The sequence below is a fragment of the Bartonella sp. AP21QHHD genome, from assembly GCF_042196205.1.
Lineage (GTDB): Bacteria > Pseudomonadota > Alphaproteobacteria > Rhizobiales > Rhizobiaceae > Bartonella.
Genome location: NZ_JBHIPT010000093.1, coordinates 1 through 22065, shown reverse-complemented (window position 1 = coordinate 22065; position 22065 = coordinate 1). Strand labels below are relative to the sequence as shown.

12 protein-coding genes, 1 tRNA gene and 2 pseudogenes are annotated in these 22065 nt (G+C 36.4%); 7 read left to right on the top strand and 8 right to left on the bottom strand.

The genetic code is table 11. The annotated features are described in order from the left end of the window. Positions 1 to 511: 511 nt before the first annotated feature. A tRNA-Ser gene (locus ACFIMC_RS05515) sits at positions 512 to 601 on the top strand. A 468-nt stretch (positions 602 to 1069) separates the two neighbouring features. Here the strand turns inward: ACFIMC_RS05515 and ACFIMC_RS05510 are convergent. The 5 genes and pseudogenes from ACFIMC_RS05510 to ACFIMC_RS05490 form a co-directional block, all read right to left on the bottom strand. After that, the gene (locus ACFIMC_RS05510; RefSeq protein WP_375668142.1) at positions 1070 to 2290 is read right to left on the bottom strand and encodes an MFS transporter; all 1221 of its coding nucleotides are present in this window, start codon (positions 2288 to 2290) and stop codon (positions 1070 to 1072) included. 1456 nt (positions 2291 to 3746) lie between these two features. After that, complete coding sequence (locus ACFIMC_RS05505; protein ID WP_375612870.1) at positions 3747 to 3836, bottom strand: YqcI/YcgG family protein; 90 nt, start codon at positions 3834 to 3836, stop codon at positions 3747 to 3749. A gap of 154 nt (positions 3837 to 3990) precedes the next feature. Then, positions 3991 to 4062 (bottom strand): annotated as a pseudogene (locus ACFIMC_RS05500) (YqcI/YcgG family protein); the annotation flags it as partial. A 167-nt stretch (positions 4063 to 4229) separates the two neighbouring features. Next, on the bottom strand, positions 4230 to 5435 hold the full coding sequence (locus ACFIMC_RS05495) for an ATP-grasp domain-containing protein (protein WP_375672091.1): 1206 nt from the start codon (positions 5433 to 5435) through the stop codon (positions 4230 to 4232). After that, positions 5432 to 6622: a hypothetical protein gene (locus ACFIMC_RS05490; protein WP_375636445.1), complete on the bottom strand. Its 1191-nt coding sequence runs from the start codon at positions 6620 to 6622 to the stop codon at positions 5432 to 5434. The genes ACFIMC_RS05495 and ACFIMC_RS05490 overlap by 4 nt, the downstream gene beginning before the upstream one ends. Positions 6623 to 7748: 1126 nt before the next feature. On the opposite strand from ACFIMC_RS05490, the gene tmk reads away from it, so the two are divergent. Both tmk and ACFIMC_RS05480 read left to right on the top strand, forming a co-directional pair. Continuing rightward, a complete protein-coding gene (gene tmk, locus ACFIMC_RS05485) occupies positions 7749 to 8297 on the top strand; it encodes a dTMP kinase (protein ID WP_375612872.1) in 549 nt (182 codons plus the stop codon). 600 nt (positions 8298 to 8897) lie between these two features. Beyond that, positions 8898 to 10109, top strand: a complete 1212-nt coding sequence (locus ACFIMC_RS05480) for an MFS transporter (RefSeq protein WP_375680972.1) — start codon at positions 8898 to 8900, stop codon at positions 10107 to 10109. 319 nt (positions 10110 to 10428) lie between these two features. On the opposite strand, the gene ACFIMC_RS05475 is transcribed toward ACFIMC_RS05480, so the two are convergent. From ACFIMC_RS05475 to ACFIMC_RS05465, 3 genes are all read right to left on the bottom strand, one after another. Beyond that, entirely contained in the window at positions 10429 to 10698 is a 270-nt protein-coding gene (locus ACFIMC_RS05475) for a hypothetical protein (protein WP_012754562.1), read from the bottom strand. A 2-nt stretch (positions 10699 to 10700) separates the two neighbouring features. Further along, the gene (locus tag ACFIMC_RS05470) at positions 10701 to 11147 is read right to left on the bottom strand and encodes a hypothetical protein (RefSeq protein ID WP_375611456.1); all 447 of its coding nucleotides are present in this window, start codon (positions 11145 to 11147) and stop codon (positions 10701 to 10703) included. Positions 11148 to 11251: 104 nt separating this feature from the next. Further along, complete coding sequence (locus ACFIMC_RS05465) at positions 11252 to 11491, bottom strand: hypothetical protein (RefSeq protein ID WP_375612875.1); 240 nt, start codon at positions 11489 to 11491, stop codon at positions 11252 to 11254. Between the two features lie 149 nt (positions 11492 to 11640). On the opposite strand from ACFIMC_RS05465, the gene ACFIMC_RS05460 reads away from it, so the two are divergent. The 4 genes and pseudogenes from ACFIMC_RS05460 to ACFIMC_RS05445 all read left to right on the top strand — a co-directional run. Next, positions 11641 to 12147, top strand: a complete 507-nt coding sequence (locus ACFIMC_RS05460) for a helix-turn-helix domain-containing protein (RefSeq protein ID WP_375612888.1) — start codon at positions 11641 to 11643, stop codon at positions 12145 to 12147. Between the two features lie 980 nt (positions 12148 to 13127). Next, positions 13128 to 16313 (top strand): hypothetical protein, encoded by a 3186-nt coding sequence (locus ACFIMC_RS05455; RefSeq protein WP_375685698.1) that lies wholly within the window; start codon positions 13128 to 13130, stop codon positions 16311 to 16313. An 89-nt stretch (positions 16314 to 16402) separates the two neighbouring features. Beyond that, complete coding sequence (locus tag ACFIMC_RS05450; RefSeq protein WP_404977327.1) at positions 16403 to 20074, top strand: Vomp family autotransporter; 3672 nt, start codon at positions 16403 to 16405, stop codon at positions 20072 to 20074. A 606-nt stretch (positions 20075 to 20680) separates the two neighbouring features. Further along, positions 20681 to 22065, top strand: a pseudogene (locus ACFIMC_RS05445) (hypothetical protein); the annotation flags it as partial.

The window sequence follows — 22065 nt, the reverse complement described above, 5'->3', positions numbered from 1 at the left end:
AAATATAGAAGTGTGAAATTGAATAGAGGATTTAGAATAGGGCTTATTATGTAATCCTATGAAAGAGAAAACTGATACCATCACACTATTTTACAGCTCTCAATGTTGCAAAAATTCGTGCTATTTAAGAAAATGCATAAGAGCCGCTTATCCTCTCTTAAAATGTTCTTCCCCCACATAGCATCCCTTCCTATGACGTATAAGTAAGTGATTTTAATTATTTGGTTGTGTAAAACTATGGACTGTATGCTAATTTTAAGAGAAGTATTTTTTTGTGAAGCAGAAAGTGCGTAAATGAGCATGAAAGTTTATAACTGGTGACAATCTTTTTATTCTCATTATTGTATTCTACAAACCTATCCACGAAAAAAGTTTTTTCTTAAAAAGAAGGGATGTGCTTGTTATTCAACAGATAAAAGCTCTTACTTTAATAAATGAATTTGTTTTTTGGGTTTTGAATGTATAGTTTAGACTTGCACGTTATTTCTTTCTGGGTATAGTGCGAACTTCTGGAGAGATGGCCGAGTGGTTGAAGGCGCACGCCTGGAACGCGTGTATATGGGAAACCATATCGAGGGTTCGAATCCCTCTCTCTCCGCCATTAATTTAAAACGAACTTTCATATGCTTGATATGACATAGTTTAAAAAGCTCAGCATTTGCAGGATTTTTTGCTGTTGCAATTGACCAGTTCGCGCCAATCTATACCTGTCATTATGTACAACTAGAAATTGTTGTTGAATTTCCATGAATTTTACACTTTTTAAGCTCCTCTCCTCTCGATCTTGAGATAACCTGATCTAGCATAAACGATCTCTTCAAATATCATTAAAGGATTTTTGCCATTATCACTAACTTCTGGTAGAGCTTTTAGAATTAATGGTGATCATAGTGCTATTTGCAATTTCGTTGCTTAACGGGCTAAATGCGTTTTATCCACATGAGAGGTAACGAACACCTCAGCTTTTCTCACGCAATGTGCTTATTTAAAATTAATGTCATGAATATTTGTACAAAATTTTTATCTATACGATAATCAAAAAAAGGCTGACGTAATAATTGAATATCATTCATGTGGCGCTTTCTTTTATCTTTAAGCTTTGTATGTAAATAGATAGTCCGTGCAAAATAAATAAAGGGGCGCAAAAGCCTATAAATACACATAGGATGTATAATATAGAAAATGAAAAAAAATTTCCTGCATATAAAAGCACAATAGAAAATAAAGCTGTTATGATGCGTACACTGGCGTCGCCTGCCAAAATCACCTCGGCTAAATTTTCACTAGGTGTGATAGCTTGTCCAATTGTTATTCCCGATATCCTAAAATAAAATTGCCCAATACCTAATAAAAAACCCATAATATAAAGGGAATATTGAGTAAAATTTAAATATAAAACAAAAGAGATTGCGATCACGGCAAAAGCCGGTGCCCCCCATACAAAAAAACGAATTAAAGATGGAAATTTCCGTAAATAATAAGATGAGATAAGACCATTGATCACAAAACCCAGTGCTGACAAAGCAAAAATAGAATTTTGAATAGCTGTAAATTTTATATTATCTGATGTTATAGAAGCAAGAACAAGTGGCAATAAAACAATAGGCCCCGTATAGAGAGAATTATTCAAAATACGATTAATCGTTAAAAAACGCAACGCAGAAATCCGCCAAAGGCACCTGAACCCAACTCCATAAGCTTTTTGAGATGGCTTTTTTAATAGCTCTTTTGCTCTGTTTAGTTGTTGTATAGACTTTATACGAAACCATAAGCAGGCATTCAAAAGATAGATAAATACAATAAAGGCTATGGCTATTTTGTGCCCCAAATGCGCAATTATAAAATATATAAGCAATGGGGATATAATAACAAAAAACTGACAGCAACTAGTGTAAAATGCAAAAATTCCAGCTTTTTGTTTGGGAGCTGGAACCAGCTGATTCAAGGCACTATTGTTATTTGGGTTATCAGCCCCCATCAAGAGAGCAAGTAAAAAAAATACAAATAAAATAAGTACCGGATTGTTCATAAATAATAAGAAAGACAATAAACAAGCGCAAATAATTTGGCTATAAAACCCAATTATAAAGCCTTGATAGTGCACCAACACGTTTCCCAAACATAAGCCAGCAATTCCAATTGCGATTAAATTAACGACATTTAAAGCAGCAGATGCTTCTCCAGTTGTATCTTGGAATTGTAATAAAGAAAGGCCGATAGATAATACACCACTAGCACAAAAACTCGTCAAACAACCAATCACAATCATAAGAAAAACAGAATTACGCAATAGCCTCCCCCCTCTTAAACAGAGACTCAAGCCATTTTATGATTTTCTCCATTGTCGAATATGGTTCGGTACTAAATTCCAGTTTTTCATAAAAGTTTAGTTCAAATGCGTTATAGGCACTTATTTTTTGAAAGTCATCTGTCAGCATGAATTCTATACTTGGCAGCGTTGTACCCATAGATTGAGACAAATAATAGGAAATTACTTTCCAATACATATAGGTACGCTCTCTTGCCAAATAATTTTCCAAGGCATATTTCAAGTGACAACCACTTAAAATATATTTCGGACAATGGTGCAACGGATAATAAATACAAATAGCACCGGCTTCATGTCCGAGACAAGAAGAGATATTAATATTTTTATCATTTCAATAATATTATAAAAACGCTCAGTGAGCAGATCTTCCAAATTTAGTCTAGTCACAACAAGATTGGTTGCTAATTTTTGAGAAACATGAGACCAAGCCAATCTTACTACTAAAGTTCCAATAACCTTTAAGTCAGATTCTGGATAAGCTTTTTTAAAATTTTCCACCCATATGTCTCTGTGACATATAATAATTGGCTCATCTCGTCTGAATGAACAAGATGTAATTCTAAACCAATATTATCACAAAGTTTTGAGCTCTTGAATTCTCCGTATCCTAATCTGGTATTCTTAAATCATCATAGGAACTAAGAATTTTTAAGTATTCCAACTTTTATTAAACTTTGTAACAATCTATTGGAATCTCCCCTTCATTGACTTCGACAATTATTTTCTCACCACTACAAGAACAAAAAATTATCTTTGAATTTACTTACTTTTAGAAAAAAATGAGCAACACTCTTTCTTAACTAAAAGAAACACGCTCTCTACCTTTTTCTTTATGATTATCAAAAACCTATCCCGTTATAATTTAACCATCCATTATTAGGAGAATATTCTGCGTTTAGCCTAATAAACTGTTATAATCAATGTTTCTCTCTGTTCTAAAAATCAGCGTTTTTTCTCCTAGAGATACTCATAATTTCTGTACAATCTTTCCCAAAAAGGCCCCCCTAAACATTGCTATTAACACGATCATCCTGAGAAGTTTTATACATACACACTGCATTATACGGAGTGCTATGTATTTTTTGGAAAATCCCTTTGAATCTCTATCGAGCCTTGTTTTGGCAGTATCATTTTTAATATATCATAAATATTTTTATTTAATTTAATTTTAGAAAACTTAGTCATTATCGTGTTTCATTAGATGATATGAGCAAGGTAGGGATTCAATAGTGTTGCCTTGCAGAAAATATTGCGTCCATTCTCTATTTTGGAGTTTGCTATATTTTCTTAAAAAAGGAGATTTTGTGATAATATCAAAAGGTTCAGGCCTTTTTCCTACAACGAGAATACATTTTGTTCTGTAGAGAGAAGACTTAGAAAAAACACTTAAGCTGGAAAGTTAACATAAATATAGAACTTACTTAATTCTGTTTATATGAGACGGGATATTGCAAACTATAAACATAGGTTCGCCATGAAAGCAGAACTCCCATAGACGATTGTACATATTTTTTGTATATACTTAGGTCATTCTCGGTTGTCAAAATCTCGCAAATTTTTAAGTGTAGACCAGAATTTTTCTCTATAAACTTCGATACTTTGTATGGGGTCGGTTTCTCGAATGCAACAAAAGATGTGTTCTTTCCAAAACTTTTATAATTATCGCAATAAGTTATCAGATCTTCCATTATATTTTTTGAGGTCAGCTTGTTGTAGAACCCAAATCTAAGCATATTTTTTGAGTATCCATTTACACCGAATAGGCAGGGAAAAGGTCTAATTGTGTTATTCATGGTTGCATCGAATTCTTTAAAAACGATCTGCTTCCATTTTTAATATTTGTCTATATTTTCAATTATTTGCGCTGCTGAATCCATGTTTTCCTCCCAATTGTTGTATTTTATAGGAAATTGCTACGAATGATCCTCTCCAAAGCTGATAATTCATCATCATTGTGTCCCCAAATTGCTATAATAGCTGGGCAGGTATTTAAATCGATGGTTAGGGGGAGGGGCTCGTTTTCTTTAAAAAAAAGCGTAAAATGAACCACATTTTCCCAAGAATGAAGCTTTTGCCGCCATACGTTAACATCTTTTATAATATGACCGTCGATCTCGTTGATAAGGAAGATAATACGCCCTTTTTTCTTAAAGCGACTTGGGGTTTGCGAAAACACGCCTGCAATAAGGTTAACGGAGCTTTCAAGTAAACCATCTTCATAGCAATGCGCGAACAAGGTGGGTGCAATTCCTCCGTGGAGGCGGGCTCCTACTTCGATCATCACTGGACCACGAGCTGTTTGCATGATTTCCACGTGCGCAGGTCCATATTCAATCCCCAGCGCGCGAATGCATTGTTTTGCATAAGAGATAAGAGAGGCATAAGAGGGATCTTGAGAATCAAGCACATCAAGCGTTTCATAAACAAAAGTACTTCCATTATGAATACCTTTTTTATATCGTGACAAACTACATATTTTTATAGCCTCTCCCTTTACAACGGCATCGACGATGTATTCCTCTCCCTCCAATCTTTCTTGGAGCAAATAGGCCTCGTTAGGTGCGCCAAAAATATTTTTTTTCTTCCAGTTGATTTCAGAGGCCCACGTTACTACTTCCTCAAGATTAGAGAAAAACAAAACACCATCACTCCCTGCAGAATCATTTGGCTTTACCACATAGCCGCTGTGGCTTTCAAAGCCATCGAGAGTACAATCGTTTTTTGTAAGAATTTTTGATCGGATGTAAGATAAACCATTTTCACAAAGACGTTTTTGCATCGCTGCTTTTTTCCGTCGCCAATCGGTAGTCAAGGGGTTATTCCCAAGACAACCATAATAAGCCGCCAATTGCTCTGCACAATAGATACCTCTTTCGGCACCCGCTATTACAGCCTCTATCGTGCCGATAGGAAAACGTTTCTTTATCTCATCTACACTATGAAGCTTCGCTTCTGCCATGCCCTTTCCCTGATAAGAAAGCATAAAGTGTGAAAAAGGAGCTGCTTGAGAGACAAGACCATAACAAGCATAGCCTAATTTTTGCAAAGCAGGGCCATAGAGGGCACCCGTGGAGAAAGGGTCGACAATAAGAATAGGTTTTCTCATACTTTGTTCCGCTGTAATAAAAGGAAAAGAACATAAATAAAGATTATCAACCCTATAAGGGGCAGAAGATAAACAGCTGCTTGAGGACCCATAAGGGCAGAGCTTGTAAGAAGACCAAGAATGACATAACCTGCCGACTGGGAGAGAGTATAAAGCATGCCGCTATAGCTTCCCACCAGCTCTGCTTGAGCCTCTGTTTTGGTCGCTTCAATCGTATGTTTGCGGGCATTAATTCGCATGGTATTCATTGAAAAGCCAATAAAAAAGCAAAAGACCACAGCCAAATAGGGCGATTGTGTGGTGCTAAAAATAAGATCAGCTACGCTCAATATAAGGGCTGGGAGAATAAATTCAAAACGAGGGATTTTGATAAAAGCAGCCAAAAAAGCGCCCATGCCCGCAACCGCACTGCAAAGCCCATAGTATTCAGAGCCAAAATTTTTCACACTCTGAAAAAGAATGGTTGCCAGCGTATTATAAGCGCAAATATGAAAGCCAATAAGTCCTATGCAGACGCATAAAAGTTTAAGTTCACGGGAGAGTCCATCCGCTTGCGGTGTAGGTGCTGGCTTCTTACCAGTTGCAAGTGCTGTGGTATCTGTAGCGTTGTATTCATCGCAAAATATAATATATCCGGCTATAAGGCTTATAATGATGTCAAATACACAAAGTGTCACAATCAAACCATTATAACCGATTTCAGCCGCTGCCCCTCGAGGGCTGGTCGCTTCTAAGAGATAACCACTTAGTGCTGCTCCCAAAAATGCGCCAATTTGCACCACTGTTTGCATAATGCGGGAAGCCTTTTGGGCGCTAATATAACCACTAAGTGCTAGTTTAGTATTATAAGTCTCGAGTGTGCTTAAGGTAATCAAAGAGAGATAGCCGATAGAGATAGAGACAGCGATAAAACCAAAGGGGGAATCAGCGTAATGGAAAAGAGCAATCAATAAAAGAAGGCTATAGATAATGATCCGCCTTTTGTATAAATCGACCAACCGCAGTGAGGCTTTAATGCGCACAAGACCGCTTTTTTTCAGAAGATAGGGCATAAGGGTGCCCAAAGCCATGGTTACGCCCAGGAAAACCGATGAGGATGTTATGCGATAAGCATTCCAAAGATTACTTAAAAATAAAACCATATCAGAAAGATACAGCAGGACAACAAGCCCATAAAACCGAAACATCAGTTGTTTGTGCACATTATCCCCCCATGTTAAATACACATGCTATACATTATACATTTTTACAAAAAGCTAATATATGTGTTGTTAGGCATGTCAAGTTTTTTCGATAGAAGCATGATACAGATTTGAACGATAACGTTTATCATAGGGATAGCTAATTTTGGAGAAACTGAGAGCGGAGGCGGTTGGTATTTTTACTGTATCTCTTGTGAGGTGCTTTTCCAATGAGGAGTTTCTTCGCTAAATGACCAGTATAGCTATGTTCTTGGGAGGGCTGTGTTTGCACTCTTAAGATTTCCTCCATTTATACTCAAGGTTTAGGTTTTTCTATTGACCGTTGTTAGATGTTGTTGTGACAATAAACTTCGTTATCTATCAGAAACATTTATGGCATTAGCGCTAAGGTATTGTATTAAAACCTTTACATGGTAGTCTGTCTGATAGAGAGGTATTATTGGTTCAGTTTTAGGAGGCTTTATTACGGCTGATTTGGGCGTCGTCGTTGTTTGAGGTCTTATTATAATATTCTTAATTTCAGTTTATGAATATACCGAAAAATATAGTGAAACATTTGATTTAAACGCTTTTGCAAGGCATATTTCAATATCTCAGCGATGTTTTCCAAGAATTGCTCTGCTGCTTTTTGACGGAATTGAATATCAAATGCTTATAGCGAGGGCAGTGGTTTGAGAAAAGATAGAGTTGATTTCATTAGATTTCTATGTAGTGCAATCCAGTACCAGCTCTTAAGGGACAATAATATACTGAGATCGAACTCATTTCTATACATTTACACGACGCTATAGGAGTAATCCTCAGAAACTCTACTAGAATTCGTTAAAAAATGGCAGGTTATGGAGTGTGATCAAAAAATATATTTTTTACAAATACTTAATCTCATTTTAAGTTGTCTAAAATATAACCTTATCTTAAAACTAAGTCTATATACCGCCATTTATCATAAAGTTAATAAGTTATACAAAATGCGGGAGTATTGTGTTTTTCTGTTTAGAGACGAGTTAAAAAACACCTTATTAAACATTAAGAGATTTCAGATATAAAACAATTTAACTTATGGAAAGTATATAGACAAAATGTATCTTGATAAAAAAGTTTATAACTCCATGTGGTCTTCAAAGAAATTGCTCGCCATTACTCAACAGAAAAACATATAATAAGAACTTCTCAACCCAGTTATTGGTATAGAAATAATCCAGAAATTAGAGATTACTTAGATACTGGAAAAGCAATTGATCCGTTACTTTTAGCACTTTTAGCAGCGACAGATAGACGCAAACATACGCTTGAAATTATTGAACCTTCCTTAACGTCATCGCAAAATTTATTAATTAGCGATCGATATGTTTATTCTAGTCTTGCTTATTTTTATGCTCGAGAGCTTTCTGTTGAAAGTGTCGTTAAATTAAATCAATCTATTCCAAGACCTCATATTACATTTTATCTTCATTTACCGCCCATTACTATACTGGAACGGTTGCAGAAAAGGGATGGTTTAAACTTAAAATATGAAGAAAAACTCTCTTTTATTGAAAAAATTTACAAAGTATACAAAGTTTTATCGGAAATAGATGAGCGGTTTATAACAATTGATGGAACTACTCCTGTTTCTTTAATTCATCATCAAATACGACATCATATAGATAAGTTTTTTTGATTATGAATAAAATCATTTATTAATCAATTTATCCACGATAAATCCTCCTTTATGTATTCTTACTCTAAATCTGAAACTTTAGAGATGTGATTGCAATAATTTAACTGCTCAGGAAAAATATCACGTTATATATTTTAATTAGAAAACTAACTGTAATGGGCTTGTTTTAAAAGATTTAGAGAAGGGGAGTAGAAAAATTAGCAATATTTATTGTGAGGATAATAGTATGTTTATTCTTTTAGAGACGAAGTGTGGTGATAGAAGAACGACATGGAGGAATATACTCGAGCATATTTTAGTGCACAGAATAATAAGGACAATAATGTGAGTGAAGCTTCCATACCGTAAAATTGTTTCACATATGTATAAAGGTGTAGCTTCTGAATAAAACGCACATAAAATATTAATTTTGTTTTTGTCCATAAATGTTCCGTTTTCATAGAAGAATTAATCATAAAACAGCACAAAGATTGTAAAAGCCTCAAAAAAGAAATTTTGCTTTCTTAAATTTAATGATCTAAAATAAAAATTGTAAGAATGCCTGTTTTTAAACAGGATGTATCATGCATATCGACTGGTATTCATTTTAGAGGATAATTTATGTTCACTTCAAATTTGAAGGAACGCATTGCTTTATTTGAAAATAGAACTTTTCTCTATTTTACTTTGAGCGGCTTATTTGCTACATTTGGAAGTGGACTAAATTATATTACATTGTCATGGCTCGCTTACAATCAGACGGGCTCAATCCGTGGTGTAGCGTTGATGATGCTTTTTCTTTGGACGCCTAGCATTATTTTTGCGCCTATTTTTGGCATATTGGCAGATAAATATAACCGTAAAACGCAGATTATTATTTCAAATCTTGTGAGAGGTTTGGTAATTGTAAGCTGGGTAATGCTTTGGCATTTTGGTATAGAAATTGAATTGATGGTCTTATCTGCTCTTTTGGGTATTTTTATCCCTTTTTATATGCCATCAGCTATTTCTTTAATTCAAAGTATTGTGCTGAAGGAACAGCTCATCAATGCAAATGCAACCATCGATATGGTTTATGAACTTGGCACTATCGTAGGTATGGGCTTAAGTGGATTTATACTGTCCTATGCAGGAACAAAAGGAACTCTTCTAATAGGTGGTATATTCTTTATCATTGCTGGTTTGTTTAATTTTGCAATGAAGGTACCTAAAAACCGAAGATCTAAAAAACAAAACCAGCAAAATTGGTGGGAAAATTATACAGCATCCCTTCATTATTTTAAACAGAATCCAGCTCTTGTTGTACCTTATATAAGCCAGATGATTATTATGACTCTTTTGATGACCGTTCCTGTTATTCTCGTTCCTTATATACAAGAGGTTTTACATGCGGATAACAGGACCTTTGCAATATTTGAGGTGCTTTATTCTATGGGTGTATTGACAGGTGCGTTTTTTTCACCACTTCTTTGTAAAGTTTTATCCATAAGGAAAACATTAGCCATTTTATTAGCTTTTATGGCTATTGGCCTTGCTATTCTATCTGTTAATACACACAATTTTGTTGTTTTTCCTGTTTACTTTATGATTGGATTTGGACTTTCGAGTTGGGCTCTTTCGATTTCTTTATCACAACTCTCTTGTGATCCTGAATACCAAGGAAGATTGCAGGCAAGTTTTAATGGTATCTCTGGATGCTTGATCCTCGGAGTCTATCTCATTATGGCAAGCGATAACAGTAGAATATCACCTCAATCGATATATTTTTTTCAAAGCATTGTTGCGTTTGTTGGAATACTCATAGTGCTGTTTTATAAACATGAAAAACAATAAATTACATTTAAGTGTGGACAACATACGCTATTTTATAAATATTTACGCTGCAGTACATTTCACATTTTGCTTTTAAAGGAGAGTTGAGAAAATGTAAAAGTTGGTGCTTAATGAACAAAGCATAAATTGATGTATGCTAGAGAATACTCTCTATTTTTTGATAATGATCTAAAAGAATTGATGCGTTTCTTTAATTCATCTCACTGTTGTTAAGAAGACGAAAACGTAACACTTTAAATCTTCTTGAAAGTTTTTTGTCTAAGCGTAGCAGAAAGTAAAGCGATGAGGGAATATCGTATTACATGGGGAGAGTATTGTATTATTTTTGTTTTTCAAAATCCATATGAAAAATTGTATCAATTTCATCTTCATTGGAATGAGTATTTCTACGACGATGCAAGGTTTGCACAATCTCTTTTTTTAAAACAGCATCTGTTTCACTTAAACGGTGAATACTGAGTTCCAATTCAAGAGATAACGCCAAATCCACGCACAGTTTAAGTTCTTCTCCAATGTCGAAACCGCGTTGATAGTCGTCATAAAGACCAACCAGTGTATCAGATAATTCTTTATCGCATAAAGAGGTCATGCTTAATTCCTCAACGTTGCGGGTTTCCATGCAGCTTTTTTAAGTATCACTCCACTATCATCACTTAGAATTGCCATGTATACGAACCTCATGGTTTTGTCAATTTTCTGCAAAATACGCGCTTTTAAATCAAAGCCTATTAAAGATTTTATTACTCCAAGATTTTGAAGCGCCCAATTGTAAATATGGATGGCAATGTGTTTACTATAGAATTTATAGCATTTAAAATACATTGCCAAAAGGCTTTTAATATGCGTAGAGGAAGAGTATTCTGACGATAAACCAAACACCCTGAAATCTCTATTGCCAGTTACAGCTAAATCAGTGCCATTAATATATAAAATAAGCAAACAGGGTTTGTAAACGTCTAACTTTTTAATAACGAGTGATAATCTCGTTTTTTGTAGAATACCAATTATTTTGCCTATTTTATATTGATTTTTAGACATTGATAAACTTTTTACCTTATAAAAACCTATGGGAAATGCATTAGCATATTTTTGTAATAAGATTTCAGTGGTATATTACACAGCATGAAATGAAGAGAATCGTATTAGGCTTTTTGCTTTTGAAAGAATATGACTGCAACTTTTGAGAAAGCAGTTGGCAAGAATTGGCTTGGCATGCAAACTGATAGAGTTGGCAGTGGCGCATTTAGTTTTTTCATTGGCCTGTGTCCAAATGTTTTTGACTCTGGAAAATAGCCTCTGATAGGCTTGAGTTTTTCCAAGGTTATATTACAGGGGCGCAGCTCAGAAAAATACCACGGCGATTGCATTTTTGTAATTGTCATAATTTTCGCTCCTGCTTGAATGGATGCTGTAACATCCGTTTTTGTGGGGTTATGTATGTGATAACTGCTCTTCTTAAGGGGCAGTAATGATAGATGTAAATCAATATAATTATTTAGTCAACAATTATATTGATTTTGGAGTGTTTTTTTTGGCTCGTCCGGAAGCAAAACCTAAAACTGAGTTGGCAAAACGTTTTCGTAAAGTGCGTCACGCTCTTGGTTTTACAGAGCGTAAGCAGTTTGCTGAACATCTTGGTATCACTGCTGGCTCTATAGGAACTTATGAAACTGGTATAAGTGAGCCTACAGCCTCTGCGCTCTCCAAATATCAAGAAATTTGTGGTGTTTCATTAGATTGGCTAGTAACGGGAAATGGCGAGATGTTTTCAGATATGGCAAAGGCAAAAGCAGCTGGTTTTAAACCGCAGGCGATTCCTACTGGGCTGATGAAAAAGCTGGGACATTTAGTTTATACGACCTATCATGATGCAAAAATAACACTTTCTCCTGAAGATGTTGCGGAATTAGCAGCAGAGCTTTATGGAAGATTGCAAGAGCTTATTCAAAACCTCAATGATATAGAAGAAGTCGAAGCCACTTTGCCACTTTTAAAATTACATTTAAAGCGTAAAATCGAAACTGAAAAGCACATCTAGAATTTCATAAGATACGAATGAACAGCCTTTAAAAAAAATAAAACTTTTTTGATTTTCTGCTGTATAACCAAGTTTGGAATGTGAAAATCTCACGATTTTCGAGTCTCTTATTCGATCTGAAAAACGAGAAACTATCATTATAAATCAATGTATTTCTCTGATTAAAGATAAAATGGTTCATAAAAAGAATGACGAGTAGTGATACAAACAAAATTTCTTCAAAAAGAAGCTAATATAGTGCCATTCCTGAAATATTTGTTGGTTGAAGAAAAGATACGGACAACAGTGAAAATACAATGACGATGTTTTGTTCCTATAGAAGGGTAACAGATATATAAGAGAGAAGAACGAAAGACTATTTATAGGCGCGCTTTTGTCTTTTTATGAAGATGATAAGATGAGCACGTTAAAACTTTTTACAGAGCGTGCATCATTATATTTAAGACAGATTTCTTTCAAAGAGATGTATAATATATTGAAACAGTTTACCTCGCAACAAAAAGTGAGATTATCATGATAATCGTCATTATTACATTATGCTATAAGTTAAAAAATCATAAATTTGTGCTTATAAGAACAGCTAAGTTATTGAGAAGTATTTTTATAAATTTATAAAAAATAATTTTTACACTCTTGCCATTCTTCTGATGCGCTTTATTTGAAAAGTAGAATTGCTCTTTAGTGAAACTATTTTTGTTAAGAGATAAATCGCAGTATTTTTGAATGGAGATAACAGTATATTTTCAAAGTTTTGTGTTTTTATTTATTTTTTAGCTTGAATCCCTCTAGCTAAAAGGGTTGGGGACTTTTCTAGATTCGATGTTGTCACAAAGATTTTAGGGCGGTGCCGTAATAAATAGCGGTGTCGATGGGAGGGGTTTTTCTTGATTTATTGGTTTTTGAAGTGCGCAAACTAAGGGGTTTGCCATGTGTGTTTTCACGCGTTGTGATGATGTTGAACTCTGTAGGAGGAGATTCTTATGAAAAAAAAATATTCCCCACCAAATTTAATTAAAGCTTTTTCTCTCAGCGCGGCAATGGCCACACTCTTATCGAGTGTTTCTCCTGTTGTTGCTTCGAATCTCGCGATAACGGGTGACAAAACTATGAGCACGAGTGGTTCTGGTGTGTCTTATGACCATGGTAGCCATGGCAGTATTATTTTTGCGGGTGATGATAATTACTGTGGTGTGGATAATGTCATTGGTCGTGGTGGCAAGCAACAGGAGTCAATTGCTAGTACTAATCAAATAACCGCAGAGCAGCAATATGATAGATTTACCAAAAATACAAATTTTTCTGGTCGTTATCCTTATGGCGTGACCACTGATAAGGTCACTTGGAGTGGTGATAGTAATACGAGCAACAGCAGCACTGGTTATATGGGGAAGCTTACAGGTGGTAGCACGAGTGCTATGCCTGAGGCTTATGGTGTGTATTCTTTTGCAACCGGTTGTGGATCTGCTGCAACAGGGAATTATTCAACAGCATTTGGTGCGGGTGCAACTGCAAAGAGTGGAGGAGCACAAGCTTTTGGTGTTTCTGCTCTTGCGAATGGAGCGGCAAGTGTTGCCATAGGGATTGGATCGGAAACGGTAAAAAGATCGTCTATCGCTATAGGTGGGCTTTCAAAGGCAGATGGCATTGATAGTATTGCGTTTGGTAGCAGCGCGGCTACAGGTGGTCAAGATGCGATTGCGATAGGTTATGCCGCTAAAGCCGGCGCGCAAAATGCGGTTTCAGTTGGTTCAAGTACAAAAGCGACTGGTAAAAGTAGTTTGGCTCTAGGCTATAAGGCAAGTGCATCAGGAGAATTAGCAGTTGCTATTGGTGGACTTGCAACCGGTATCCACGGCATTGCTATGGGGAATAACGCAGAAGCGAAGGATCAAGATACGATTGCGATAGGTTATGCTGCTCAAGCTCAAACAAAGTATTCGATTGCAATTGGTCCAAATGCACAGGTGATTGCTGGAGACGGAGTTGCTTTGGGTGGAGCTTCCGTTGCCAGTGTTGTTAATAATGTTGCTGGTTATGATCCTGTAAGTAACAAAAATTCACAACAAAACAATGGTGCATGGAAAAGTACAAAAAGTGCAATCAGTGTTGGAAAAGCTGACGGTAGTATAACACGCCAGATTACTGGGTTGGCGGCTGGTACTGCAGATACTGATGCCGTCAATGTGGCACAGTTGAAAGCTATGAGAGCTGTCGTAGAAGGAGCAGGGGGATGGAAGTTATCTGTTAACGGTGAAGCTGCTGTGGATATTCTGCCTGGTGAAACAGTCAATTTTGCTGGAGCTGAACTTGAGAATTATGAAAACAAGAACATTAAAATTGTAAGAAAAGATGATAAAACAGTAGAATTTGATTTGAATGACTTCATTACAGTTGGACGTGTACAAGCAGGAAAAACCCAATTAAGCGACCTTGGTTTCGTGATTACTGGTGGTCCGCGTATGACTGGTAGCGGTATTTTTGCTGGTAATAAACAAGTTTATGGAGTGGCAGCGGGGAGTGCAGAGACTGATGCGGTTAATGTTGCACAGCTGAATGAAGTAAAAAATCAAATAGCAGGAAATGGTCTTGTTAAATGGGATGAAGAACAGAAACTTATCACCATTGGTAAGGAAAAAGATGGTACGAAAATTGATGTTGCAGGCAGTGGGGGAGACCGTAGTATTTCTGGTGTAAAGGCCGCAGAGAGAGACAATGAAGCCGTTAATAAAAAACAACTCGATGGTGAAATTGCAACTATTACTGATACTATTAACAATATTAAGGAGGGTGGTGCTTTTGCAGTTCTCTACGATAAGAATGGTGATAGCAGTGTTAATTATAACGGTGTGACTTTAGGTGGCGGTAAGACTGGTGGGCAGGTAGCTCTGCACAATGTTAAAGATGGTGAAATTACTGAAGAGTCGTATGATGCAATTAATGGTAGGCAGCTTTGGAAGACGAATGAGCGTGTTACAGATGTTGAAAAGGATATTGTCCATATTAACGATAAGGTTACTAATATATCAGCTACGGTTACTGATCTTGGCAAGGAGGTTTTCAATATTCAGGAAGCGAATGCTTTTGCTGTCCTCTACGATAAAAATGCAGATGAAACCGTTAATTATAACAGTGTAACTTTAGGTGGCGGTAAGAGTACAGGACCAGTTGCTCTTTTGAATGTCAAAGATGGCAAAATTGCTAAAGATTCGCATGATGCTATCAATGGGAACCAAATTAATACAGTATCCGGAGATATTGCAAAGTTTTTTGGCGGGGGTACTGTATTTCAAGATGGTTCTTTTTTAGGACCAAGATATAATTTATCTACTGTTTCTGCAGATGGTACTGTAGGACAGAAGGTACATACTGATGTTGGCTCAGCGTTGACAGGACTTGATGACAATGTCAACAATGTGAATAGCCGCTTAACACATGTAGCTAATGAGTTCACTCAGAAAATTGAGGGTGTTTCTAAAGATTCTCTATTGTGGAGTAATGATGAGCAGGCATTTGTAGCACAGCATGGAGACGGAAAAACCAATAGCAAAATTAAATTTCTTGCCAATGGAGATATTACTGAAAATTCAACCGATGCAGTGAATGGTTCGCAGCTCTTTGCGACTAATCAGAATGTTAATACTGTTACAAATAATCTGGCAACAATTGCTAAAAATATATCAAAGTATTTTGGTGGTGGTGCAGACGTATCTAACGGTAAGGCTCCCACTTACACTATTCAGGGTAAGCCACATAATGATTTTGAATCTGCTTTTAGTACTGTTGATAATTCTATCACGAATATACAAAATCAGATTACGAATGCGACAAAAAATAGCCTTGTTAAGCAGGAGGAAAATGAAGGTACTATCACTGTTGGTAAAGCAACAGGTGGGACTAAAATCAATGTTGCAAACAAATCTGGTGAAAATAGGATAATTTCTGGTGTGAAGGCAGCTGTAAATGGTAATGAAGCTGTTAACAAAGACCAGCTTGATAAAAGTATCGAGAAGATTTCTAATGATATTAATCTTACAAGTGCTGCTGCAGTTCTTTATGATAAAGAAAACGGTACCGTTAATTATGGTAGCGTAACTTTAGGTGGGGTAGATAACCNTCGCATGATGCAATCAATGGGAACCAAATTAATAAAATATCTGGAGATATAGCAAATTATTTTGGTGGTGGTGCCTCGTTCGAAAATGGTGCTTTTAAAGGACCAAACTATAGTTTATCTGTTATTGTTGAAGATGGTCAGGTGGCAAAAGCCAATTATCATGACGTTGGCTCAGCTTTGATTGGTCTTGATGCAAATGTGAAGAGTGTGAATACGCATCTGACGAATGTAGTAAAAGATGTCAATGAAAAAATCACGAATATTACACAAGAAGTCAAAGGGGACGCTTTGTTGTGGAGTAATGATGAGCAGGCATTTGTTGCTCTCCACGGAGAAGGACAGAAGACAAACAGCAAGCTTACCTCTCTTTTGAATGGAGACATTTCTGAAGATTCAACGGATGCAGTAAATGGTTCGCAGCTCTATGAAACTAACCAAAAGATTAGTAAGTTGGGTAATGGCTTTGACGGTATAAGTACAAATATATCGAAGTATTTTGGTGGTGATACAGATATAGCTAACGGTAAAGCGCCAACCTATACGATACAGGGCAACACACATAATGATGTTGGTTCTGCTTTTAGTTCTGTCAATAATTCTATCACGGAGATTTCTAATCAGATTTCCAATGCGACAAAAAATAGCCTTGTCAAGCAAGAGGAAAATGAAGGAGATATCACCATTGGTAAGGAAAAAGGTGGTACGAAAATTGATATTGCAGGCAGTGAGGGAGCTCGGACTATCGCAGGCTTAAAAGCTGCAGAAAACGATGATGAAGCCGTTAATAAAAAGCAACTTGATGGTCATATTGCAACTATTACTGATACTATTAACAATATTAAGGAGGGTGGTGCGTTTGCAGTTCTCTATGATAAGAATGATGATAGCAGTGTTAACTATAACAGTGTGACTTTAGGTGGCGGTAAGAGTACAGGACCAGTTGCTCTTTTGAATGTCAAAGATGGCAAAATTGCTGAAGGTTCGCATGATGCTATCAATGGTAGCCAGATTAATACAATATCCGGAGATATTGCAAAGTTTTTTGGCGGGGGTAGTGTATTTCAAGATGGTTCTTTTTTAGGACCAAGATATAATTTATCTACTGTTTCTGCAGATGGCACTGTAGAACAGAAGGTACATACTGATGTTGGCTCAGCATTGACAGGGCTTGATGCGAATGTCAAAAATGTAAATAGTCGTTTGACGCATGTTGCTAATGAGTTTACTCAGAAAATTGATGGTATTTCTAAAGATTCTTTGTTGTGGAGTGAAAATGAGCGGGCATTTGTTGCTCTTCACGGAGAAGGACAGAAGACAAACAGCAAGCTGACGTATCTTTTAGATGGCGATATTTCTGCTAACTCAACGGATGCAATAAATGGTTCGCAGCTCTATAAAACTAACCAAAAGATTAGTGAGTTGGGTAATGGCTTTGACGGTATAAGTACAAATATATCGAAGTATTTTGGTGGTGATACAGATATAGCTAACGGTAAAGCGCCAACCTATACGATACAGGGCAACACACATAATGATGTTGGTTCTGCTTTTGAGGGTGTCAATAATTCTATCACGGAGATTTCTAATCAGATTTCCAATGCGACAAAAAATAGCCTTGTCAAGCAAGAGGAAAATGAAGGGGATATCACCATTGGTAAGGAAAAAGGTGGTACGAAAATCAGCATTGTAAATAAAGGTGGCATGGATCGTACACTTTCTGGCGTGAAAGATGGAGAACTTTCTCAAATATCAACGGAAGCGGTAAATGGTTCACAGTTGTTTGCTACGAATGAGAAGGTTACAACTGTTACTGATAATCTATCAAAAGTTGCTGAAAATACCTCGAAATATTTTGGTGGCAGTACAGATGTACTCGAAGGTATAGAGCCATCTTTCCTTATTCAGGATAAAGAATATCATAATATTTTTGATGCTTTTAATGGTGTCAATACTTCTATCACAAATATTGATAATAAGATTTCCGATGTTGTAAAAAATAGTTTTGTTAAGCAAGACGGAGTTTCTGCTCCTATCACTATTGGTAAGGATACAGCGGGTACTGAGATCAATATTGCAGGTGTTGGTGGTTCAGGACGTAAAATTTCTGGCGTGCGGGAGGCAGAGAATGGTGATGAAGCTGTTAACAAAGACCAACTTGATAAAAGCATAGATAAGATTTCTAAAGATATTGAGACAGTAACTGCTGCTGCGGTTCTCTACGATAAGAATGACGATGGTAATGTTAATTATGGTAGTGTGACTTTAGGTGGCAATAAAAACGACGGGCCAGTTGCTCTTCATAACGTGAAAGATGGTAGCATTTCTGAAAATTCCAACGATGCAATCAATGGTAGTCAGATTAATAAAATATCAGCAGATATTGCAAAGTTTTTTGGCGGTGGTGCAAAGTTCATTAACGGTGCTTTTGAAGGGCTGAAATATACTTTATCCGCTATTGTAGGTGGTGAAGTAGGGAAGGCTAATTTTTACAATGTTGGTGATGCTTTAACAGGTCTTGATAATAATGTTCAAGATGTGAATCAACGCTTAACGAATGTATCCAATGAGTTTAATCAGAAAATTGAAAATTTCTCTAAAGATGCTTTACTGTGGGATGATGAGGAAGAAGCATTTGTTGCACGTCATGAAAAAGATGGGCAGAAAACAAACAGCAAATTGAAGTATCTTTTAGATGGTGAGATTGCTCAAGGTTCAACAGATGCCATTACGGGCAACCAACTTTATTCCATGAATAACCAACTTGCGAATTATTTCGGTGGCGGTGCTAAATATGAGAATGGCAAATGGACAGATCCTACTTTTAAGATTGTTCAAGTCAATGCTGATGGTACGACTGTTGAGACAGAGCACCATAATGTCGCTGATGCTTTTGGTGACGTCAATAAAAATATGTCAAATATTAATAACCGTATTGATGATGTCATCAACAAGGTCGATTCAGATGCTTTAAAGTGGAATGATAAAGAAAAAGCCTATGATGCTGGTCGCGATGGAAAGCCGAATAAAATTATCAATGTAGCTGATGGTAAAGTTGAAAAAGGCTCGAAAGATGCGGTTAATGGTGGGCAACTTTGGGAAACCAATGAACGTGTCACTGGTGTCGAAAAAGATGTGAAGCATCTTACCAACAGAGTTGATACCATTTCCAATACGATTGCTGATATTGGTGATACAGTTATCAATATTGATGCCAAAGTTGATAACATCAATAATAGAGTTGACGGCATTGAAGAGGACGCTGTTCGTTATGATAGAGATGAAAACGGCAAAAAAACCAATAAAATCACATTAGCGGGGGGGGATGCCAGTGAACCTGTTCTGATTGATAATGTCGCTGATGGTAAAATTGAAAAAGGCTCGAAAGAGGCTGTAAATGGTGGTCAACTTCATGATTATACTAAAGAACAGATGAAGATTATTCTTGATGAATCCAAGCAGTATACAGATCAACGGGTTAATAATATTGTGATTGATGCGATTGATGATGCTGTTGATCGGGCTAAGCAATATACAGATATGAAGTTTGATGTTTTAAACTATAGTATTGAGAGTGTGAAAAAAGAGGCAAGACAAGCAGCGGCTATTGGTCTTGCGGTGTCTAACTTACGCTACAATGATACACCTGGAAAATTAAGCGTTGGATTTGGTACTGGTTTATGGCGTAGTCAGTCTGCATTTGCCTTTGGTGCAGGTTACACCTCAGAAAATGGAAAATACCGCTCTAACATATCTGCAACAACTTCTGGAGGTCACTGGGGTGTAGGTGCGGGATTCAATATGACATTGAATTGATAATAAACAAAATACATAAAAAATTCCTTTTCACCCCTGTCTCATGAGGCAGGGGTGAATTGTTGTTACGTATGTAAAAATACATATATATATAAATTGATAAGCGCTATAACGATAAATACAGGTTTAAAAAACAGAAAAACCGGACGATTTCAACAAAATGAACTTCTTATTTCAAAATAAGATAATGAGTTTTTTCATAAATTATAAGTCCATTATTTTCTGCTTTAACTTTTAAATCTAAAAAATCTTCCACTTTCTAAAAATCTATTAAAAAACTTTCTAGTAATACAAAGGTATATATTTAAATGTATTTCAATTTTACTGGAGGAAGTTATAAAAACAATATACTAAACCAATTCTACCCCTTGCAAAAAACAACCAACAGGTTTAAAGATTAAAAAAACCAACCACCACAAGAAAACTTACCTTTTTAGGAAAGGTAAGAGAACAAAGCACGTTAACTACAAAACATCAACTTCTCTATCTTTTCAATCAGTCATTAAGCTTTTGAATATATTTAGAAAAACCAATTTCAGAGAACTTTGTAGCGTTTAAATGTGTTTTTTTTGTGGTTATAGTTATTTTTTCATTGGGGAGTTCATTATGAAAAAATTATATACAAAATTAGTAGGGAGCGATTTAAAATTTTCTCGTTTTTCTTTTGTTAAAGTTCTTTCATTGGCTACAGCGGCTACATTTTTATCGAATGTTACACCTGTTTTTTCAGCAAATCCTGATTTTAGAAACACCTTTCTCGAAGGTGTTAACAGTGCTGGTGTCTCTTATCCGCAAAGCATTATCTCTGTTGCTGGTTTGAATGCTTCTTCTGTTTCAAAAGACAATTATTTAACAGCACTCAATCAAGCGGGATTAGAAAAGATTAATGCTGTCGATGACTATGCAAATTTTTTAACTAAAACCCTCTCTGGTGTAAGTGATTATAGTCCTGTCGTGAATGTTTTGATGGCGGATAGCAAAAATGTATTGGCAAGAACCCTAGATGCAGGAGGGCAATATAAAAAGTCTCTCGTCAGTCCACGGTCATTTGTGGTTGATAGCTCTTTAAACCAACAGCTTGTACAGGATGATGAAAATACAGATATTATTAATGTGTCTAATATCTTACGGAGTGGTTCAACAGAGGGAATGCAACGTGGTGTATCGGGAAGTAATGTCATCTTTGGTGAAAATGTTGATGCGAAAACCGTGGACAGTGTTGTTATTGGTTATAAAGCGAAGGCGGTATTAGCTGAAGGAGATAAAAAGCTAGCGGCATCTGTTATCATAGGTTCTAAATCTGAGATCCATAGAGGTGGATCCGTTGCTGTTGGTGCAGATATAGTGGCACTAAAGAATGACGCGGTTGCTGTTGGTCGTTTTGTACGGGTGGAGGTGGACAGCGGTACAGCTTTAGGCTTTAAATCGCAAGTGAAGGTAGTAGGGGGTGTTGCTATAGGAAGCAATTCTGTAGCCAATAGGGCTGCTGGTGTTCCGGGTTATACTTCTGTGCTGCAGGGACCTGCAACGAATGAGGTATCTTATTGGAAATCTACATTAGGTGCTGTTAGTGTTGGTGATGCTGATACTAAAAAAACGCGCCAAATTACAGGTGTAGCGGCTGGTAGTGAAGATGCAGACGCAGTGAATCTAAGACAATTGCAAGACTTAGAAGATGTCGTAAGAAAAAATGGTTGGAAACTGTCTGTTGACGGTAAAAATGCTAAAACAGTCATTATGGATAGCGGAGTAGATTTTTCTACTGGCAGTACCAATCTTAACATTACAAAAGGCGATAAGGATAATAATGTAAAATTTGATTTAGCTAAGGATGTTACATTAACGAGCTTAAAAGCAGGGACGAATACCTTAGATGCAACAGGCTTAGTGATTTCTGGAGGCCCCAAAATAACGACCGATGGTATTGATGCTGGAGGTAAAGAGATAAAGAAAGTTAAGGCTGCAGCACTCACTGAGACTTCACAACAAGC